The organism is Micromonospora sp. NPDC127501 (genome assembly GCF_040302185.1).
Taxonomy (GTDB): domain Bacteria; phylum Actinomycetota; class Actinomycetes; order Mycobacteriales; family Micromonosporaceae; genus Micromonospora.
In genome coordinates this window covers 269,392-284,412 of the sequence record NZ_JBEORJ010000003.1, presented here as the reverse complement: position 1 = coordinate 284,412, position 15,021 = coordinate 269,392, and the positions used below count along the sequence as shown (strand labels likewise).

Here is a 15,021-nt window from a genome sequence, read left to right as displayed (position 1 = left end):
GAGGGGGCATCGTGACAGTGACCCGCGGCGTCGTGACCCTGTCGCTGGTGACCGTGCTGGCCGGCCCCCTGCTGGCCGCCACGCCCGCCCTCGCCGCGCCCGCCCTCGCCACACCCGGGCCTGCCGCCTCTGCCCTTGCCGCATCCCAGCCTGCCGTCGCCGTCTTTCCCGTGCCCGAGCGGCCTGCTGCCGTTCTTGCCGTGCCCGAGCAGGCCGTTGCCGTCGCGCCCGCGTCCGAGTGGGCTGCTGCCGTCGGGCCCGCGTCCGAGTGGGCTGTCGCGCCCGCGCCGCAGCCCGAAGGGCTGCCCGGCGGAGCGCCCCAACCGACTCCGGCGGTGGACATCTTCGTCGAGGTGAGCCCCAGCACCGTGCAGCCCGGTTACCTGGTCGGCATCCGGGCCAGTTGTCGGGACAACTCGGTGGGCGCCACCGTGGTCTCCGACGCCTTCGGGGCGGTCGGCGTGCAGCCGCAGCGCGGGGTGCTCACCGCCGCGCCGATGGTCCGCGAGCGCACCCGCCCCGGCAACTACCGGGTCAAGCTGGAGTGTCGCGACGGCGAGACCGCCTCGACAATGCTCCAGGTGGTCAAGAAGGTCCCCGTCCAGCCCAGCCGTGGTCCGGCGACCGGCTTCGGTGGGAGCACCGGCGGGGTGACCGGCAAGCTGCTGCTGCCCGGCGGCGCGGCACTGATCATCACCGGGCTGATCCTTGCCGTGATGGCGCTGCGCCGCCCCCGAGCCGCCGCGCGTCGCTGAGGCCCGCCATGGAGATCTTCCGCCCCACGCCGCCGCCGGCCGGTTCACGCCCGCCGGCGCCTGGCCGGCCCGCCTCGCCTCCGGACGCTGCCCGCCAGCCGTTCGCTGGCCGGCCCGCCTCGCCTCCGGACGCTGCCCGCCAGCCGTTCGCCGGCCGCCCAGCCTCACCGCCCGATGACGTTCGGCTGCCCTTGGACGATGGTTGGCCGGGCGACCGCCCGCCAAGGCCCCACCGCTCGCCGGATCCAAACCGCTCGCCGGATCCAAACCGCCCGCCGGATCCCGACCGCCCGTCGGTGGCCGCGCGTCCGCCGACCGCCGTTGCCCCCCGGCGTAGTCGTCCCTCCGGTCGCAGCCCCTGGTCGGTGCCGTTGGCCGTGGTGCTGGTGTTGGCCGGGGTCTTCGCCACCGGGGCCGGGCTGGGCCGTTCGGTCGGCCCGTTCGACCTGGCCCCGACCGGCGGCGACCGGCCGGCCCGCAGTGAGTCGGTCGGCTTGTCGGCCAGTCGCCCGGTGCGCCTCTCGGTGCCGGCGATCAAGGTGACCGCGCCGGTGGCGCCCGTCGGGCAGGCACGGGACGGCTCGATCGCCGTACCGCCGTTGGAACGGCACAACGAAACCGGCTGGTACGACCGGGGGCCCACCCCCGGTGAGCCTGGCCCGGCGGTGATCGTCGGGCACGTGGACACGAAGACCGGCCCGTCGGTCTTCTACGACCTGGGCAAGCTGCACCCCGGCGACCTGATCGAGGTGGCCCGGGCGGACGAGTCGGTGGTGGTGTTCCGGGTCGACACCGTCGAACACTTCCCGAAGGACCAGTTGCCCGCCGAGCGGATCTACGGCCACGACGGGCCACCCGGGCTGCGGTTGATCACCTGCGGTGGGCAGTTCATCGGGGGCCGTACCGGCTACGCCGACAACGTCATCGCCTTCGCCACCCTCCAGTCCTCCCGCAGGTCCTGAGGCCGGGCCGGGTGAGGCCGGGCCGGCGTCAGCTCAGGAAGGCCAGGAGTTGGCGGGTGGTCTCGTCGGGGGCTTCCTCCGGAATGAAGTGCCCGACCGGGACCGGCTCGCCGCGTACGTCGTCGGCCCACTCCCGCCAGATCGCGAGCGGGTCGTCGTAGAGCTTCGCGACCTGGCCGTGTTGGCTCCAGAGAAACAGCACCGGGCAGGCGATCTTCCGGTTTCCGCGGTCCGCCTCGTCCTGCTGGTAGTCCAGCGTCGCGGCCGCGCGGAACTCCTCGCAGATCGCGTGCACCGTGGCGGGGTCGCTGAACTGCTTGACGTACGCCGCGCGGATCTCGGCGGGGAAGGCGTCCTTGACCTCGGGCCAGGTGTCGAGCATGAAGTCGACGAGCACCGCGGGCGCCGCGTCGATGAACTGCTCGGGCACCGGGGCGGGCGCCGCCAGGAAGGACCAGACCCAGTAGGAGAGGCTGAACGTCTTGTCGGCGCGGTTGTAGACGTCGCCGATGGGCACCACGTCCATCACGGCCAGCCGGGTGACGGCGTCCGGTTCGTCCAGCGCGAGCCGGTACGCGCAGCGCGCTCCGCGATCGTGGCCGACGAGTCGGAACCGCTCATGGCCCAGGCTCCGCATCACCGCGACCTGGTCGCGGGCGATGGCGCGCATGCTGTACGGCTCGTGATCCGGACTGCTCGGCGGCTTACCGCTGTCGCCCCAACCCCGCAGGTCGGTGGCGACGACTGTGTAGTCCTCGGCGAGCCGTGGCGCGACCTGGTGCCACATGAGGTGCGTCTCGGGGATGCCGTGCAGCAGCAGAACCGGCGGCCCACTCCCGCCGCGGCGTCCGTGGATCGTCGCGCCGGGCGTCTCGATGTCGAACTCTTCGAAGCCGTCGAACATGGCCGGACCCCGCACCTTCCTGAGACCGCCCAGCGTGAACGGCAGGTGCCGGGCGGTAGGGCGACTGGTGGCCGGCTACCGCTCGGGCCGCTTCGACGCTAGCAACGGAAACGCCCGGTCCGGCGCGATTTGGCTGAAGGTGCGGCCCAGTCCCGCGGTGGTGATCGACACGGGATCCTTGATGTCGCGGTATCCCACGGACTCGGACACCCCGGTTTCACTCAACCGGGGTGGATCAAGCCGCGTGGATGGTCAGGGCTGAGGGACGTGCAGCGCCACCTCGAATTCCAGCAGGCTGGCGCCGGTGGAGACCGGGGGACGGGGCTTGTCGCCGGGAGCGGTGGCGTGGGCGGCGCGCGACGGGCCGGCGGCCCACGCCTGGAACGCCTCTTCGCTCTCCCACTTCGTGTAGACGAAGTAGCGGGTCTCGCCGGCGACCGGGCGGAGGAGTTCGAAGCCGAGGAAACCGGGGGAGTTCTCCACGGTGCCGGCCCGGGCGGCGAACCGCTTCTCCAGCTCCGCGCCGCCACCGGGTGGTACGTCGATTGCGTTGATCTTCACGACTGCCATCTGCCCACCCTAGCCAGCGGACGCGGCACCAGGACGGCAGCCCGCTGCACACCAGGCGGGCAGCCGGGACGGCGGAGCGGGCTCAGAACGCCTCGACCGCCGGGACCAGATCCACGTCGACCACGATCGGCGCGTGGTCGGAGGGGCCCTTGCCCTTGCGGGCCTCGCGGTCCACGTACGCGGAGCGGACCGCTCGGGCGAACGGCGCGGACGCGTACACCAGGTCGATTCTCATGCCCTTGTTCTGGTGGAACATGCCGGCCCGGTAGTCCCAGTAGGTGAAGGGGTGCGGACCCTTCATCGGAGTGGGTACGACGTCGCTGAGGCCCAGGTCGCGCAGCGCCGCGAGGGCCGCCCGCTCGGGCGGGGTGACGTGCGTGGAGTGGGTGAAGACCGCCGGGTCCCAGACGTCGGCGTCGGTCGGGGCGACGTTGAAGTCGCCGCAGACCGCCACCGGCAACCCGCCGGCCAGCTCCGCGTCCAGCGCGTCGCGCAGCGCCGCGAACCAGGCCAACTTGTACGCGTAGTGCGGGTCGTCCGGCGTCCGGCCGTTGGGCACGTACACCGACCAGACCCGCACCCCGTCGCAGGTGGCGGATATGGCCCGGGCCTCCGGCTCGGGGAAGCCGGGTTCACCGGCGAACCCGACCCGGACGTCGCCCAGCCCGACCCGGGACAGGATGGCCACCCCGTTCCACCGGCCGTCACTGTGGCTGGCAACGGTGTAGCCCAGCGCGCCCACCTCGGTCACCGGAAAGGCGCCGTCCGGGCATTTCGTCTCCTGCAGGCAGACGACGTCCGGCCCGGTGTCGGCCAGCCACTCCAGCAGCCGGGGTAGGCGGGCCTTCACCGAGTTGACGTTCCAGGTCGCCAGGCGCATGCCCCCAGCCTGCCGCATCCGCCGCCGTGACGCCGGGTCAGCTGCCCGGGGTGTCGCCGGGACGGGTCTGTTCGGCCAGGAACCGTTCCAGTTCGGCGCCGAGTTCGTCGGCCGTGGGCAGTGGGCCGGCATCCGGGGCGAGCAGGCTCTTCTCGCCCCGACCTCGGGCGAACGCGTCGTACTGCTCCTCCAGGGCCTGGACCAGGGCCGCGGCGTCCTCGGTCTGCGCGACCTGCCGGTCGATCTCCACCCGGACCACCTCGGCGGCCGAGCGCAGCCCGTCGCCGGGCAGCAGCAGCCCGGTGCTGCGCGACACCGAGGTGAGCAGTACCTCGGCGGCCGCCGGGTACTCGGTCTGCGCCACGTAGTGCGGCACGTGGGCGGCGAAGCCCAGCGCGTCGCGGCCCTGCTCGCCGAGGCGGAACTCCAGCAGGTGACCGACGCTGCCGGGCACCTGGACGCGTTGCAACCAGGGCTCGTAGCCGGCGATCAGTTCGGGGCGGGTGGCGTGCGCTGTCACCCCGGTCGGCCGGGTGTGCGGGACCGCCATCGGGATCGAGTTGAGCCCCACCGTGAGCCGGACGTCCAGGCGGGCGGCGAGCCCGGCCACGGCGGCCACGAAACGCTCCCACTGCAGGTCCGGTTCGGGGCCGGTGAGCAGCAGGAACGGGGTCTCGTCGTCGTCCTGCAGCAGGTGCAGCTCCAGCTTGGGCGCGTCGACGCTCTCCCAGTGGTCCTCGACGAAGGTCATCACCGGTCGTCGCGATCGGTAGTCGAAGAGCTGGTCGACGTCGAACGTGGCGATCGGCCGACCCTCCAGCGAGGTGAGTAGCTGCTCACGCGCCAGTCGGCTGGCGTTTCCGGCGTCCACGAACCCGGTGAGGGCCTGGATCAGGACCGGCTGCCCGAGGTCGGGCAGATCGTCGGTGAGCTGGTAGAGCTCGTGTGGGTCGAGCACCGGTGCGGACCTCCCTGAAATGTGCCTGCGGGGTGCCGTCGCGACGGAGGGCACCCGTTCGGGCAACGTACCCGCCATCCTGGTGCATTCCTGCGTCGGGCGATCCGTTGGCCGGGTGGTGGGCGTGACCGGACCAATCGGTTGTTTACGCCACCAGGCCGAGCCTCCTGGCCGATCGGCCGAGGGATGGTTCGGCCCAAAGGCCGAGTTTGTCGATCATGTCAGGCTCAGGGGTGAAATGGTCGACCCTGTCCGGTCCCGTGCCGGTCCGCGTGCGGCGCCAGCTTCATCCGGTACGCGAGGTCCGTTCCCCGGGCGGGTCACCCCGCCCAGGTCGTCCACCAGTACGACCCCGATCTGTGTCGAGCGCCACGTGATCACCGTGCGTGATCAGGGTTTCCACCTGCCTAGCCTCGGCTGATGCGTGACGACGGCACCCTCGACGACCCGTACGCCCCGAGCAGGCCCACTGCCGATATGGAGGATGGCACCTCAACCGAACGGACAACCGCCGCGAGCCGGCTCCGGGCGTACGCCCGGGACCTGACCGGTCGACGCCGGGCACAGCTGGCGCTGGCCACCGGTGTGGTGTGCTGCCTGGGTCTGACCGCCGTCGTCCAGGTTCGTGACGAGGACGCCGACGCGGCGACCCGGAGTGGATCGCTCTCCAGCGCCGAGCTGGCGCAGCGCGCCGAGCAGCAGCGCGCCTCCCGTTCCCTCGACCGCACGGCTGCCCCGAGCACCTCTGCCGCCGCCCAGTCCGCCGCGGCGAGCCCCGCCGACCCGGACACCAGCGCGCCGGCCCGCAAGGTCGCGCCGGCTCGCCCGACAGATCCGGCACCCGTCGCCGGGCTGGACGAGGACCAGATGGAGAACGCCGAGGCGATCGTCCGTACCGGCCGCAAGATGGGTGTGCCGCGCCGGGGTCTGGTGATCGCGGTGGCCACCGCCATGCAGGAGAGCAATCTCTACAACGTGGCCAGCGGCGTGCTGCCCGAGTCGCAGGACTATCCGCACCAGGGCGTTGGCTGGGACCACGACTCGGTCGGGTTGTTCCAGCAGCGTTCCAGCAGCGGCTGGGGCCCGGTGGGGCGGCTGATGGACCCCGAGTTCGCCACCCGGCAGTTCCTCAGCGCGCTGGAGCAGGTGCCCGGCTGGCAGCGGATGCGGCTCACCGACGCCGCCCAGGCGGTGCAGGTCTCCGCGTACCCCGAGCACTACCAGCAGCACGAGTGGCGGGCCACCCGGGTCGTCGACGCCATCGTGCCGGCGGGGCGGTAACCTACCGCCCACTATGGACGGTCAGGGTTGAGGCTGTCGCATCCCGGGTACATGTGTTGCGGGTACGGGGTACACATGACTGAGGGATCGTCGACAGGAGGACGTTATGTCACTGATGCAGCGGATCAGCGCGTTTTTGAAATCACCGAAGGGGCAGCAGATGGTCGACCGGGGCCGTCGCGAGATGGCCAAGCCGGGCAACCAGCAGAAGCTGAAGGGGTTGGCAGCGCGGTTCTCCAACCGCCGCCGCTGACCGCTCCATCGGCCGCCCTGTCCACCGTTTCCACCCCTGGGGAGACCTGGTGACCGACACCCCGCCCGTCGGCGGTCAGCCCGCCACCCCTACTCCGCAGCCGTCCGTCGACCTGCCGGCCGGGCCGGTGGACGCCCCCGAGGGTCCGCCGGCCCGACTCTGGGACCGGATGCGTGACGACCCGCAGTACGCGCCGGAGCACCTTGCCCTGGAGGCGGTGCGCCGCCTCGGGCCGGAAGCCGTGCAGTGGGCCGCCCGTGCCCGGGCCGAGCAGCCCGGGGTGTCCGCCGAGGTCCTGGCCGACCAGGCGGCCCGCAAGTTCGTCAACCTGGCCCGACTGTCCGGCGCGGTCTCCGGCGCGGCCGGGCTGCCCGGCGCCGTGATCGACGTGGGCGTGCTGGCCTGGACCCAGGCGCGGATGGTGCTGCACATCGCCGCCGCCTACGACGTCGACCCCCTGCACAATGACCGGGCCACCGACCTGCTGGTGCTCCAACGGGTGCACAAGGTCGCCGAGAGCGCCCGGCTGGCGCTCGGCGTGGCCGCCGGCCGGGAACGCGCCGACGCGCTCTTCGGCCTGGGCGGTCAGCGTCCGCTCGGTCGGGTCATGCTGCAACTCGGCGTCCGACTGGCCCAGATGGCCGGTGTCCGGGCCGCGAAGCGGATGGTCGCCAAGATCGTCCCCGGTGCGGCCATCGTGCTCGGCACCTGGGCCAACTCCTCGGCTACCAAGGACCTCGCCCAGCGGTCCCGGGCCCTCTACGGCTCCCGCGGCAACGCCGTCCCGGAGCCGCGCCAACGCTGACGGCCCGTCGGGGTCGTTCAGCTGGCCAGGCCGGAGGAGCGCCAGGTCACCTCCGCGATGCGGCCCTGGCCGGTGGCGTTGGGGTGGAACCAGTCCAGCGGGTTGAGCAGGTCCAGGGTGAACCGGACCTTGTGCAACGCGCCGCCGTCGTGCCGGCACCGTGCCCCGTACGCCCGGCAGGCCGCCTTCAACTCGGCGTTGTAGGCGTCGATCCGGTCCCGGACGGCGGCCCGGCGCGCCCGGTCGGCCGGTGCGGTCGAGGTCGCGTCGGCCAGCAGGGCCGGGCAGATGCCCCGCCGCCACGCGCGGGTCGCCCGGGCGTCGTCGTGCCCGACCTCCCAGAGCCGGTACAGGTCGGGGATGCTCACCACCAGCACCCGGGCCTTCGGCCGGCCGGTCCGCAGGACCCGCAGCCCCCGGTCGACGTCGGCCCGGAACTGGGCCACCGGCGTCATCGCGTCCGCCCCGCCCCGACAGACGTCGTTGGCACCGATCAGCACTGTGACGTAGTCGGCGCGGTCGCGTACCGCCGCCTGGGCCTGACCCGCCAGGGCGTCCGCGCGGGCGCCGGGACGGGCATGGTTGTACGTCCGGTCGCGAATCGCCGGGTTCTGTTCGAGCAACCGCCGGTAGTGGCTCTGCACCCGCAACCCGTCCCCGGTGGACCAGGAGTTGCGCTCGCAGGAGGTGAGCACCAGGCAGGAGGCGAAGCCGGTGCTGATCGAGTCGCCGAGGGCGGCGATGCCGCCGGGCCCGCTCGACGGTCCGGCGCTCGTGGTGGGGCGGGGTGTCGCGGAGTTGCCGCCCTCGCACGCCAGCGCGACCAGCGCCGCGAGACAGGCCAGTGCGGCGACCCAGCGTCGAGGCATGATGTCTCCCGTTCCCGCAGCACAGAGCGACAGCGCGGTAACTCTATGCGCAGGAGGTGGTTTGCCGGGAAGTTGCTGTCGGGTATGCGGCAGAGTGCCGACGCGGAGGCCGTAGGGGTGCTATGCGTCCCGCCACGGTGCCCGCTGACCGTGCAGCCACCAGTGCAACGCCCGGGTGATCCGGGGCAGCACCAGATAGGTCATCAGCGGGGTCAGGCAGAGCGTCATCAGCAGCACCCGGGCCGCCAGCGGCACCGCGTCGAGGAAACGGCTCGTCAGCAGGGTCGCGGTCAGGCTCAGGGGGAAGAACGCCAGCCAGATCGTCACCGCCTGCTTCCAGCGCGGCGGCGACGCGGGCGGGGCCGGCTCCACCGGGTCCACCGACTGCTCCAGCGGCCTGTCGAACCAACCCTCGATTCCGGTACGCCGCTCGACCCGGGTGTGCTCGACGATGCCCTGCGCCGAGCTGAGCCACCAGTGCCGCTGCGGCGACTCCTCCCAGCGGCGCAGCGTCTCGGCGTCGGCGAAGCGGTAGAGCATGTGCCACTCCGGCGAACCGGGGCCGCTCTGCACCCAGCCGGCGCCGAGGAACCCGGGGAACGCCTCGGCCAGCGCGGTGCCGGCCCGCATCCAAGCCACCATCTCGTTGGCCCGGCCGGGATCGACGCGGCGGGCGATGGAGACGGTCACCGGCACGGCGAGGGTCATTGACATGCGCCCATCCTGCGGTCGACGAGGCCGCGGCGCGAACGGATGTGCCGGAGCACACCGGCGGGTGCGGGTGTGCGGGCGACCGGTACCGGTTAATCCGGCCGATCGGGGGTAGGTCGGTGGGTATGACGAGATCGCAGCCCCGGCGCGCCCGTGGCACGGTCGGCCACGCGAACAGCGCGTTGAACCTTCGGCTCACCCTTGCCAGCTTCGGGCTGGTGATCATGGTGCTCTTCGCGGTGCTGGCGTTCTGGGCCGGCATCGCCTGGCTCGGCGTACTCTGCGCGATCTTCGCCGTGGTCGCCGTGGTCGACCTGGTCGTGATCCAGCGCCGCCGCGCCGCCCGCCGTCGCGAGGAGCCAGGCGTACGACACTCGTTGTTCGAGTGACAGGAGGACGGAATGCCCCATATCGCCACCACCAACCCCGCCACCGGACAGGTGCTCAAGACCTATGAGGCGATGTCCACCGAGCAACTCGACGACGCCATCGAACGCACGGACCTCGCGTTCCACCAGCTGCGGGCGACGACCGTCGACCAGCGCGCCCAGTGGATGAAGGCCGCCGCCGACCTGCTGGACGCCGAGCGCGACGAGATCGCCCGGATCATGACCACGGAGATGGGCAAGACGTACGTCGCCGCGCAGGCCGAGGTGACCAAGTGCGCCACGGCCGCCCGCTTCTACGCCGACAAGGCCCCCGCGTTCCTCGCCGACGAGCCGGCCGACGCCGACGCCGTGAAGGCCACCCGGGCGTTCATCCGCTACCAACCGATCGGCGTGGTGCTCGCGGTGATGCCGTGGAACTTCCCGCTCTGGCAGGTGATGCGCTTCGCCGCCCCGGCGCTGATGGCCGGCAACACCGGTCTGCTCAAGCACGCCTCGAACGTGCCGCAGACCGCGCTGCTGCTGGAGGACGTGTTCCGGCGAGCAGGCTTCCCCGAGGGGGCCTTCACCACCGTGCTGGTCGACTCGGAGGCCGTCGACCACATCCTCAGCGATCCCCGGGTACGCGCCGCGACCCTCACCGGCAGTGAGCCCGCTGGCCGGTCCATCGCGCAGATCGCCGGACGGGAGCTGAAGAAGACCGTCCTCGAACTCGGCGGCAGCGACCCCTTCGTGGTGATGCCCTCGGCCGACGTGGACCGCGCCGCCGAGGTCGCCACCACCGCCCGCTGCCAGAACAACGGCCAGTCCTGCATCGCCGCGAAGCGGTTCATCGTGCACACCGACGTGTTCGACGCCTTCGCCGAGAAGTTCGCCGCCAACATGGCCGCGCTGCGCGTCGGCGACCCGATGGACCCGAACACCGACGTCGGGCCGCTGGCCAGCGAGCGTGGCCGCGACGAGGTGCACGCTCAGGTCCGCGACGCGGTCGACAACGGCGCGACGGTGCTCTGCGGCGGCGAGCCGCCGAGCGGTGACGGCTGGTTCTACCCGCCGACCGTGGTCACCGACCTCACCCCGCGGATGCGGATGTGGTCCGAGGAGGTCTTCGGCCCGGTCGCCGGCCTGTTCCGGGTCTCGTCGTACGAGGAGGCGATCGAGGTCGCCAACGGCACCAGCTTCGGACTCGGCTCGAACGCCTGGACCCGGGACCCGGCCGAGCAGGAGCGCTTCGCCACCGACCTGGACGCCGGCAACGTCTTCATCAACGGAATGACCACCTCGTACCCGGAGCTGCCGTTCGGCGGTGTGAAGAACTCCGGGTACGGGCGGGAGCTGTCGGCGCTGGGCATGCGGGAGTTCTGCAACACCAAGACGGTCTGGGTGGGGGAGGGCGCCGCGTCGGCCGGCGCCGGCGCGCACGCCGAGTAGTTCGGGGTGAGGCACGCGTCAGCCGGTGCCGTCGTGGGTAGGAAGTGTGCCCATGACGTCGTTCGGGTTTCACGCCTCGCATGAGCAGATCGGTCCACGCGCCCTGTTGGAGGCGGTGATCCACGCCGAGCGGGCCGGCTTCGACGCCGCCATGTGCTCCGACCACTTCTCCCCGTGGAGCGCCCGGCAGGGCGAGTCCGGCTTCGCGTGGTCCTGGCTGGGCTCGGCGTTGCAGGCCACCGGCATGCCGTTCGGCGTGGTCAACGCGCCCGGTCAGCGGTACCACCCGGCGATCATCGCGCAGGCGATCGGCACCCTCGGCGCGATGTACCCGGGCCGGTTCTGGGCGGCCCTGGGCACCGGCGAGGCCAGCAACGAGCACATCACCGGCGACCCGTGGCCGCGCAAGGACGTGCGCGCCGCCCGGCTGCGCGAGTGCGTGGACGTGATCCGGGCCCTGCTGGCCGGCGAGGAGGTCAGCCACGACGGCCTGGTCCGGGTGGATCGGGCCCGGCTGTGGACCCGCCCCGAGCAGCCGCCCGCGCTAGTCGGCGCCGCCGTCAGCGTGGCCACCGCCCGCTGGTGCGCCGAATGGGCGGACGGGCTGATCACCGTGAACGCCCCGGTGGCACACCTGCGCGAGATGATCGACGCGTACCGGGACGCGGGCGGGCGTGGGCCGCTGCACCTCCAGGTGCACGTCTCCTGGGCACCGGAGCAGGCTCAGGCCGAGGCGCTCGCGTACGACCAGTGGCGCAGCAACGTCTTCGCCCCGCCGGTCTGCTGGGACCTGGAGACCGTCGAACACTTCGACGTGGTCTCCGCCGACGTGCCGGCGCAGCGGGTCGCCGAGGTGGTGAACGTGTCGGCGGACCTGGGTCGGCACGTCGGCTGGCTGGAGGAGTACGCGCAGCTCGGCTTCGACCAGATCGCCCTGCACCACGTCGGGCAGGAGCAGCGCGGCTTCATCGACGCGTTCGGGGCGGAGGTGCTGCCGAAGCTGCGCCCGGGCGGCTGATCGAGGCCGAACAGGCGTACCCCTAGGCTCGTACCCCATGGAAAGCCTGTTTCCGGTCGTCGTCTTCCTGGCGATCGCCACCCTGGGCGCCGCGTTGGCCCGCCGGCTCGGTCTGCTCGCGCCGATCGTGCTGGTCGTCCTCGGCTTGGCGCTCTCGTTCCTGCCAGGCTTCCCGCAGATCGAACTCGACCCGGAGTTGGTGCTGGTCGGGATCCTGCCGCCGCTGCTCTACGTCGCCGCGCTGGAGACCTCGGTGCCGGCGTTCAAGAACAACATCCGGCCGATCCTGCTGCTCGCGGTCGGCCTGGTGTTGTTCACCGCGTTCGTGGTCGGGTTGGTGTTGCACCTGCTGTTGCCGCAGCTGCCGTTCGCGATCTGCCTTGCCCTCGGCGCGGTGGTCGCCCCACCGGACGCCGTGGCCGCCACGGCCGTCGCCCGTCGGGTCGGGCTGCCCCGCCGGGTCGTCACCATCCTGGAGGGCGAGAGCCTGGTCAACGACGCGACCGCGCTGGTGCTGCTGCGGGTCGCGACGATGGCCACCGTCGGCTCGGCCGTCGGCGCCGACAAGATCGCCATCGAGGTGCTGCGGTCCACCGGCGGCGGCATCCTGATCGGGGCGCTCGGGGCGCTGGTGTTCGGCTTCCTCCATCGGCGGATCACCGACCCGCTGCTGGACAACGCGCTGTCGCTGATCATCCCGTTCGCGGTGGTGTTCACCGCCGAATACCTGCACGCCTCCGGTGTGGTCGCCGTGGTCGTCACCGGCCTGGTGCTCGGGCACAAGCTGCCCCAGCTGCTGTCGGCGGCGTCCCGGTTGCAGATCGGCGCGTTCTGGCGGCTGGTCCGTTTCCTGCTGGAGGGCCTGGTCTTCCTGCTGGTCGGGCTGCAACTGCGAGAGGTGCTGCGCGATCTCGACGAGCCGATCGGCTCGCTCATCCTGATCACCTTCGCGGTGCTCGCCACCGTCTTCCTGACCCGGTTCGTCTGGCTCTTCCCGGCCACCTACCTGGCCCGGTTGGTCCCCCGGGTTCGCCGCCGTGACGCCCGGCCGTCACCGAAGTTCCCGATCATCATCGGCTGGGCCGGCATGCGGGGCGTGGTGACCCTGGCTGCCGCGCTGGCCCTTCCGCTGACCCTGGCCGGCGGCGAGTCGTACCCCAGGGCGCTGTTGATCTGGTTGGCCTTCGCCGTGATCGTTTTCACCCTGGTCGGTCAGGGCGCCACCCTGCCGCTGGTCGCCCGCCGGTTGAAGCTGCCAGCGGACGACCCGGTGCAGGACGCGCTGTCCGCGGCCGCCGTGCAGCAGCAGGCCAGCAAGGCCGCCCAGGACCGCCTCGACGAGTTGGCCGACAGCGCACCGGGCGCGGTGGTGGACCGGCTGCGCCGAGCGGTGGAGGACCGCACCAACATGGCGTGGGAACGACTCGGCGGCGACGAGCGGGAGACCCCGTCGCAGGCGTACGGTCGGCTGCGGCAGGAGATGATCGACGCCGAGCGGGATGTGTTCCGGGCGGCCCGGGACTCCGGCCGGATCCCTGAGGAAGTGCTGGTGCAGGCCTACCGTGACCTGGACCTGGAAGAGTCGTTGCTGCGAGAGGTTGAGAAGTGAGCTGTCAGCACCTGACCGAGGCCGGTGCCGCCGAGCCCCGTACCCCCGACGAGTGCGCGGACTGCGTCGCCATCGGCGACACCTACTGGGTGCACCTGCGCACCTGCCTGAGCTGCGGGCAGGTGGGCTGCTGTGACTCGTCGCCGAACCAGCACGCGAGCAAGCACTTCGCGTCCACCGGCCACCCGGTGATCCGCTCGGCGCAGCCGGGCGAGGCCTGGCGCTGGTGCTACGTCGACGAGGAGATCGGCTGAGCGCTGGCCGGAAGCGGCTCGGCGCGGTTCGCCAGGGCCCGTCGGGTCAGCGGCGGCACGGCCAGCCCGGTGACCGCGAGCAGCCCGGCCAGGACCGACCAACCGATCGGGCCCCCGTCGAGGATCAGCCAGGTCAGCACCGCCGGCCCGGCCGCGCGGGCCAGCCCGGCGAGCAGGGTATCGACCCCCTGGTACGCGCCGATCGCGTCCGGGGCGGCGAGGTCGTAGGCCAGCGCCGCCCCGGCCGCGCTGTGCCACAGATCGCCCACCGTGTAGATCACCGTCGCGCCCAGGAGCAGGCCGATCGCGGCCACGGTGGGCACGACGGCGGTCGTGGCCCAGAGCAGCATCCCGGCCGCGAGCACCAGGCCGGCCCGACGCATCGTCGCCGCCGCCGGCACCGCGTCCCGGGCGCTCCCGCTCAGCCGTACCGCGAGCAGCACGGTGAGCACCGTGTTGACCAGCAGCACGGCGGCGACCGTCACCGGGGGCGCATCGGTGTGGCTCACCACCCACAGCGGCAGGATCAGCGACAGCACCACCCCGTGCACGGAGAGCGCCGCCGAAGCGCCGGCGACCGCGAGGAAGCGCCAGTCGCGCAACGCGCGCGCCGGTCGCGGCCGGACCGCCCGCCGGACCGGCGGATACGACGGCAGTCGCATGATCAGCACCGCCGAGACCAGGTAGGTCGCGACGTTGCCGAGCACCAGAAGCCGGTACGCCCACCCGGCGTCCGCCACCAACGCGAACGCGGCCAGCCCCGCGCCGAGCGTCACGCCCAGGTTCGCCATAGCGCGCAGGGTGGCGAACGCGTGCACCCGGCCCTGCGGGCCGGCGACCGCGGCGACCAGCGCGGCGCGGACCGCCAGGTTGCCGGAGACCAGCAGCGCGTCCATCGTGGCCACCAGCACGAAAACCGGAAACGAGCCGACCAGCAGGTACGCGGCGGCGACAGCGGCCTGGGCCAGTTGCAGCACCGCACGCAACGCCCGGGGATCACGCCGGTCGGCGAGCCCACCGAGCGGCACGCTCGCGGTCAGCCCGACCAGGCCGGCGACGGTGAGCCCCAGTCCCACCTCGGTCGGCGTCAGCCCCACCGAACGGGTGAGATAGAGCGCCGCGCCGGTCACCCAGAGCCCGGTGCCGACCGTGTTGGCCATAGTGGCCAACGACAGGGTGCGCAGCCGACCGGGCGGCGGCAGCGGCGACAGCGACCGCCAGCGGCCGCGAACGTCCGTTGTGGTGCCCATTCACCGACCGTAGGGCGGGTGGGCACCACAGCGGCGCCCCGCGGGGTGCGGCACCGGTCACACGCCGCCTTCAGCACTCTGCCGGCGACGAGCTGGATGCGGGCCTGGGTTGGTGTGGCGGCTCC

General features: G+C 72.4%; 17 protein-coding genes. 10 read left to right on the top strand and 7 right to left on the bottom strand.

The features are described from left to right. Positions 1 to 8 precede the first annotated feature (8 nt). Both ABTW72_RS08720 and ABTW72_RS08715 read left to right on the top strand, forming a co-directional pair. Positions 9 to 755: a hypothetical protein gene (locus ABTW72_RS08720; protein WP_350856721.1), complete on the top strand. Its 747-nt coding sequence runs from the start codon at positions 9 to 11 to the stop codon at positions 753 to 755. A 296-nt stretch (positions 756 to 1,051) separates the two neighbouring features. Continuing rightward, a complete protein-coding gene (locus ABTW72_RS08715; protein ID WP_350856035.1) occupies positions 1,052 to 1,717 on the top strand; it encodes a class F sortase in 666 nt (221 codons plus the stop codon). Positions 1,718 to 1,745: 28 nt separating this feature from the next. Here ABTW72_RS08715 and ABTW72_RS08710 read toward each other — a convergent pair whose 3' ends face one another. The 4 genes from ABTW72_RS08710 to ABTW72_RS08695 form a co-directional block, all read right to left on the bottom strand. Further along, positions 1,746 to 2,621, bottom strand: coding sequence for an alpha/beta fold hydrolase (locus ABTW72_RS08710; RefSeq protein WP_350856032.1), 876 nt, complete (start codon positions 2,619 to 2,621; stop codon positions 1,746 to 1,748). 252 nt (positions 2,622 to 2,873) lie between these two features. Then, positions 2,874 to 3,191, bottom strand: coding sequence for an antibiotic biosynthesis monooxygenase family protein (locus tag ABTW72_RS08705; protein WP_112584657.1), 318 nt, complete (start codon positions 3,189 to 3,191; stop codon positions 2,874 to 2,876). An 82-nt stretch (positions 3,192 to 3,273) separates the two neighbouring features. After that, entirely contained in the window at positions 3,274 to 4,071 is a 798-nt protein-coding gene (locus ABTW72_RS08700) for an exodeoxyribonuclease III (protein ID WP_350856028.1), read from the bottom strand. A 37-nt stretch (positions 4,072 to 4,108) separates the two neighbouring features. After that, entirely contained in the window at positions 4,109 to 5,029 is a 921-nt protein-coding gene (locus tag ABTW72_RS08695; protein WP_091401570.1) for a proteasome assembly chaperone family protein, read from the bottom strand. Between the two features lie 420 nt (positions 5,030 to 5,449). Here ABTW72_RS08695 and ABTW72_RS08690 point away from each other — a divergent pair, with 420 nt between their 5' ends. From ABTW72_RS08690 to ABTW72_RS08680, 3 genes are all read left to right on the top strand, one after another. Then, positions 5,450 to 6,310, top strand: a complete 861-nt coding sequence (locus ABTW72_RS08690; RefSeq protein ID WP_350856025.1) for a peptidase M23 — start codon at positions 5,450 to 5,452, stop codon at positions 6,308 to 6,310. A gap of 106 nt (positions 6,311 to 6,416) precedes the next feature. Beyond that, entirely contained in the window at positions 6,417 to 6,563 is a 147-nt protein-coding gene (locus ABTW72_RS08685) for a hypothetical protein (RefSeq protein ID WP_167337326.1), read from the top strand. 49 nt (positions 6,564 to 6,612) lie between these two features. After that, positions 6,613 to 7,368 (top strand): EcsC family protein, encoded by a 756-nt coding sequence (locus ABTW72_RS08680; RefSeq protein ID WP_350856022.1) that lies wholly within the window; start codon positions 6,613 to 6,615, stop codon positions 7,366 to 7,368. 17 nt (positions 7,369 to 7,385) lie between these two features. On the opposite strand, the gene ABTW72_RS08675 is transcribed toward ABTW72_RS08680, so the two are convergent. Together ABTW72_RS08675 and ABTW72_RS08670 are read right to left on the bottom strand one after the other, a co-directional pair. Next, the gene (locus tag ABTW72_RS08675) at positions 7,386 to 8,237 is read right to left on the bottom strand and encodes a GDSL-type esterase/lipase family protein (protein WP_350856019.1); all 852 of its coding nucleotides are present in this window, start codon (positions 8,235 to 8,237) and stop codon (positions 7,386 to 7,388) included. Between the two features lie 120 nt (positions 8,238 to 8,357). Next, positions 8,358 to 8,951, bottom strand: coding sequence for an antibiotic biosynthesis monooxygenase (locus tag ABTW72_RS08670; protein ID WP_350856016.1), 594 nt, complete (start codon positions 8,949 to 8,951; stop codon positions 8,358 to 8,360). 122 nt (positions 8,952 to 9,073) lie between these two features. On the opposite strand from ABTW72_RS08670, the gene ABTW72_RS08665 reads away from it, so the two are divergent. From ABTW72_RS08665 to ABTW72_RS08645, 5 genes are read left to right on the top strand one after another with little or no spacing between them, the layout of a single operon-like run. Continuing rightward, a complete protein-coding gene (locus ABTW72_RS08665) occupies positions 9,074 to 9,337 on the top strand; it encodes a DUF6343 family protein (RefSeq protein WP_091401582.1) in 264 nt (87 codons plus the stop codon). 12 nt (positions 9,338 to 9,349) lie between these two features. Beyond that, a complete protein-coding gene (locus ABTW72_RS08660) occupies positions 9,350 to 10,765 on the top strand; it encodes an NADP-dependent succinic semialdehyde dehydrogenase (protein ID WP_350856012.1) in 1,416 nt (471 codons plus the stop codon). Between the two features lie 52 nt (positions 10,766 to 10,817). Beyond that, on the top strand, positions 10,818 to 11,783 hold the full coding sequence (locus ABTW72_RS08655) for a TIGR03885 family FMN-dependent LLM class oxidoreductase (protein WP_350856009.1): 966 nt from the start codon (positions 10,818 to 10,820) through the stop codon (positions 11,781 to 11,783). Positions 11,784 to 11,820: 37 nt separating this feature from the next. After that, entirely contained in the window at positions 11,821 to 13,392 is a 1,572-nt protein-coding gene (locus ABTW72_RS08650) for a Na+/H+ antiporter (RefSeq protein WP_350856006.1), read from the top strand. Further along, positions 13,389 to 13,646 carry a UBP-type zinc finger domain-containing protein gene (locus ABTW72_RS08645; RefSeq protein WP_279517376.1) on the top strand — a complete coding sequence of 86 codons (258 nt, stop codon included), beginning with the start codon at positions 13,389 to 13,391 and terminating at the stop codon, positions 13,644 to 13,646. Before ABTW72_RS08650 ends, ABTW72_RS08645 begins: the two co-directional genes overlap by 4 nt. Here the strand turns inward: ABTW72_RS08645 and ABTW72_RS08640 are convergent. Beyond that, entirely contained in the window at positions 13,622 to 14,896 is a 1,275-nt protein-coding gene (locus ABTW72_RS08640; protein WP_350856002.1) for an MFS transporter, read from the bottom strand. The genes ABTW72_RS08645 and ABTW72_RS08640 overlap by 25 nt on opposite strands. Positions 14,897 to 15,021 lie beyond the last annotated feature (125 nt).

Excerpts from the sequence above, each read along its gene's own strand:
- ABTW72_RS08675 (WP_350856019.1), bottom strand. The coding sequence starts at position 8,237 with ATGCCTCGACGCTGGGTCGCCGCACTGGCCTGTCTCGCGGCGCTGGTC.
- ABTW72_RS08685 (WP_167337326.1), top strand. The coding sequence starts at position 6,417 with ATGTCACTGATGCAGCGGATCAGCGCGTTTTTGAAATCACCGAAGGGG.
- ABTW72_RS08650 (WP_350856006.1), top strand. The coding sequence starts at position 11,821 with ATGGAAAGCCTGTTTCCGGTCGTCGTCTTCCTGGCGATCGCCACCCTG.
- ABTW72_RS08690 (WP_350856025.1), top strand. The coding sequence starts at position 5,450 with ATGCGTGACGACGGCACCCTCGACGACCCGTACGCCCCGAGCAGGCCC.
- ABTW72_RS08710 (WP_350856032.1), bottom strand. The coding sequence starts at position 2,621 with ATGTTCGACGGCTTCGAAGAGTTCGACATCGAGACGCCCGGCGCGACG.
- ABTW72_RS08670 (WP_350856016.1), bottom strand. The coding sequence starts at position 8,951 with ATGTCAATGACCCTCGCCGTGCCGGTGACCGTCTCCATCGCCCGCCGC.
- ABTW72_RS08640 (WP_350856002.1), bottom strand. The coding sequence starts at position 14,896 with ATGGGCACCACAACGGACGTTCGCGGCCGCTGGCGGTCGCTGTCGCCG.
- ABTW72_RS08665 (WP_091401582.1), top strand. The coding sequence starts at position 9,074 with ATGACGAGATCGCAGCCCCGGCGCGCCCGTGGCACGGTCGGCCACGCG.
- ABTW72_RS08655 (WP_350856009.1), top strand. The coding sequence starts at position 10,818 with ATGACGTCGTTCGGGTTTCACGCCTCGCATGAGCAGATCGGTCCACGC.
- ABTW72_RS08660 (WP_350856012.1), top strand. The coding sequence starts at position 9,350 with ATGCCCCATATCGCCACCACCAACCCCGCCACCGGACAGGTGCTCAAG.
- ABTW72_RS08705 (WP_112584657.1), bottom strand. The coding sequence starts at position 3,191 with ATGGCAGTCGTGAAGATCAACGCAATCGACGTACCACCCGGTGGCGGC.
- ABTW72_RS08700 (WP_350856028.1), bottom strand. The coding sequence starts at position 4,071 with ATGCGCCTGGCGACCTGGAACGTCAACTCGGTGAAGGCCCGCCTACCC.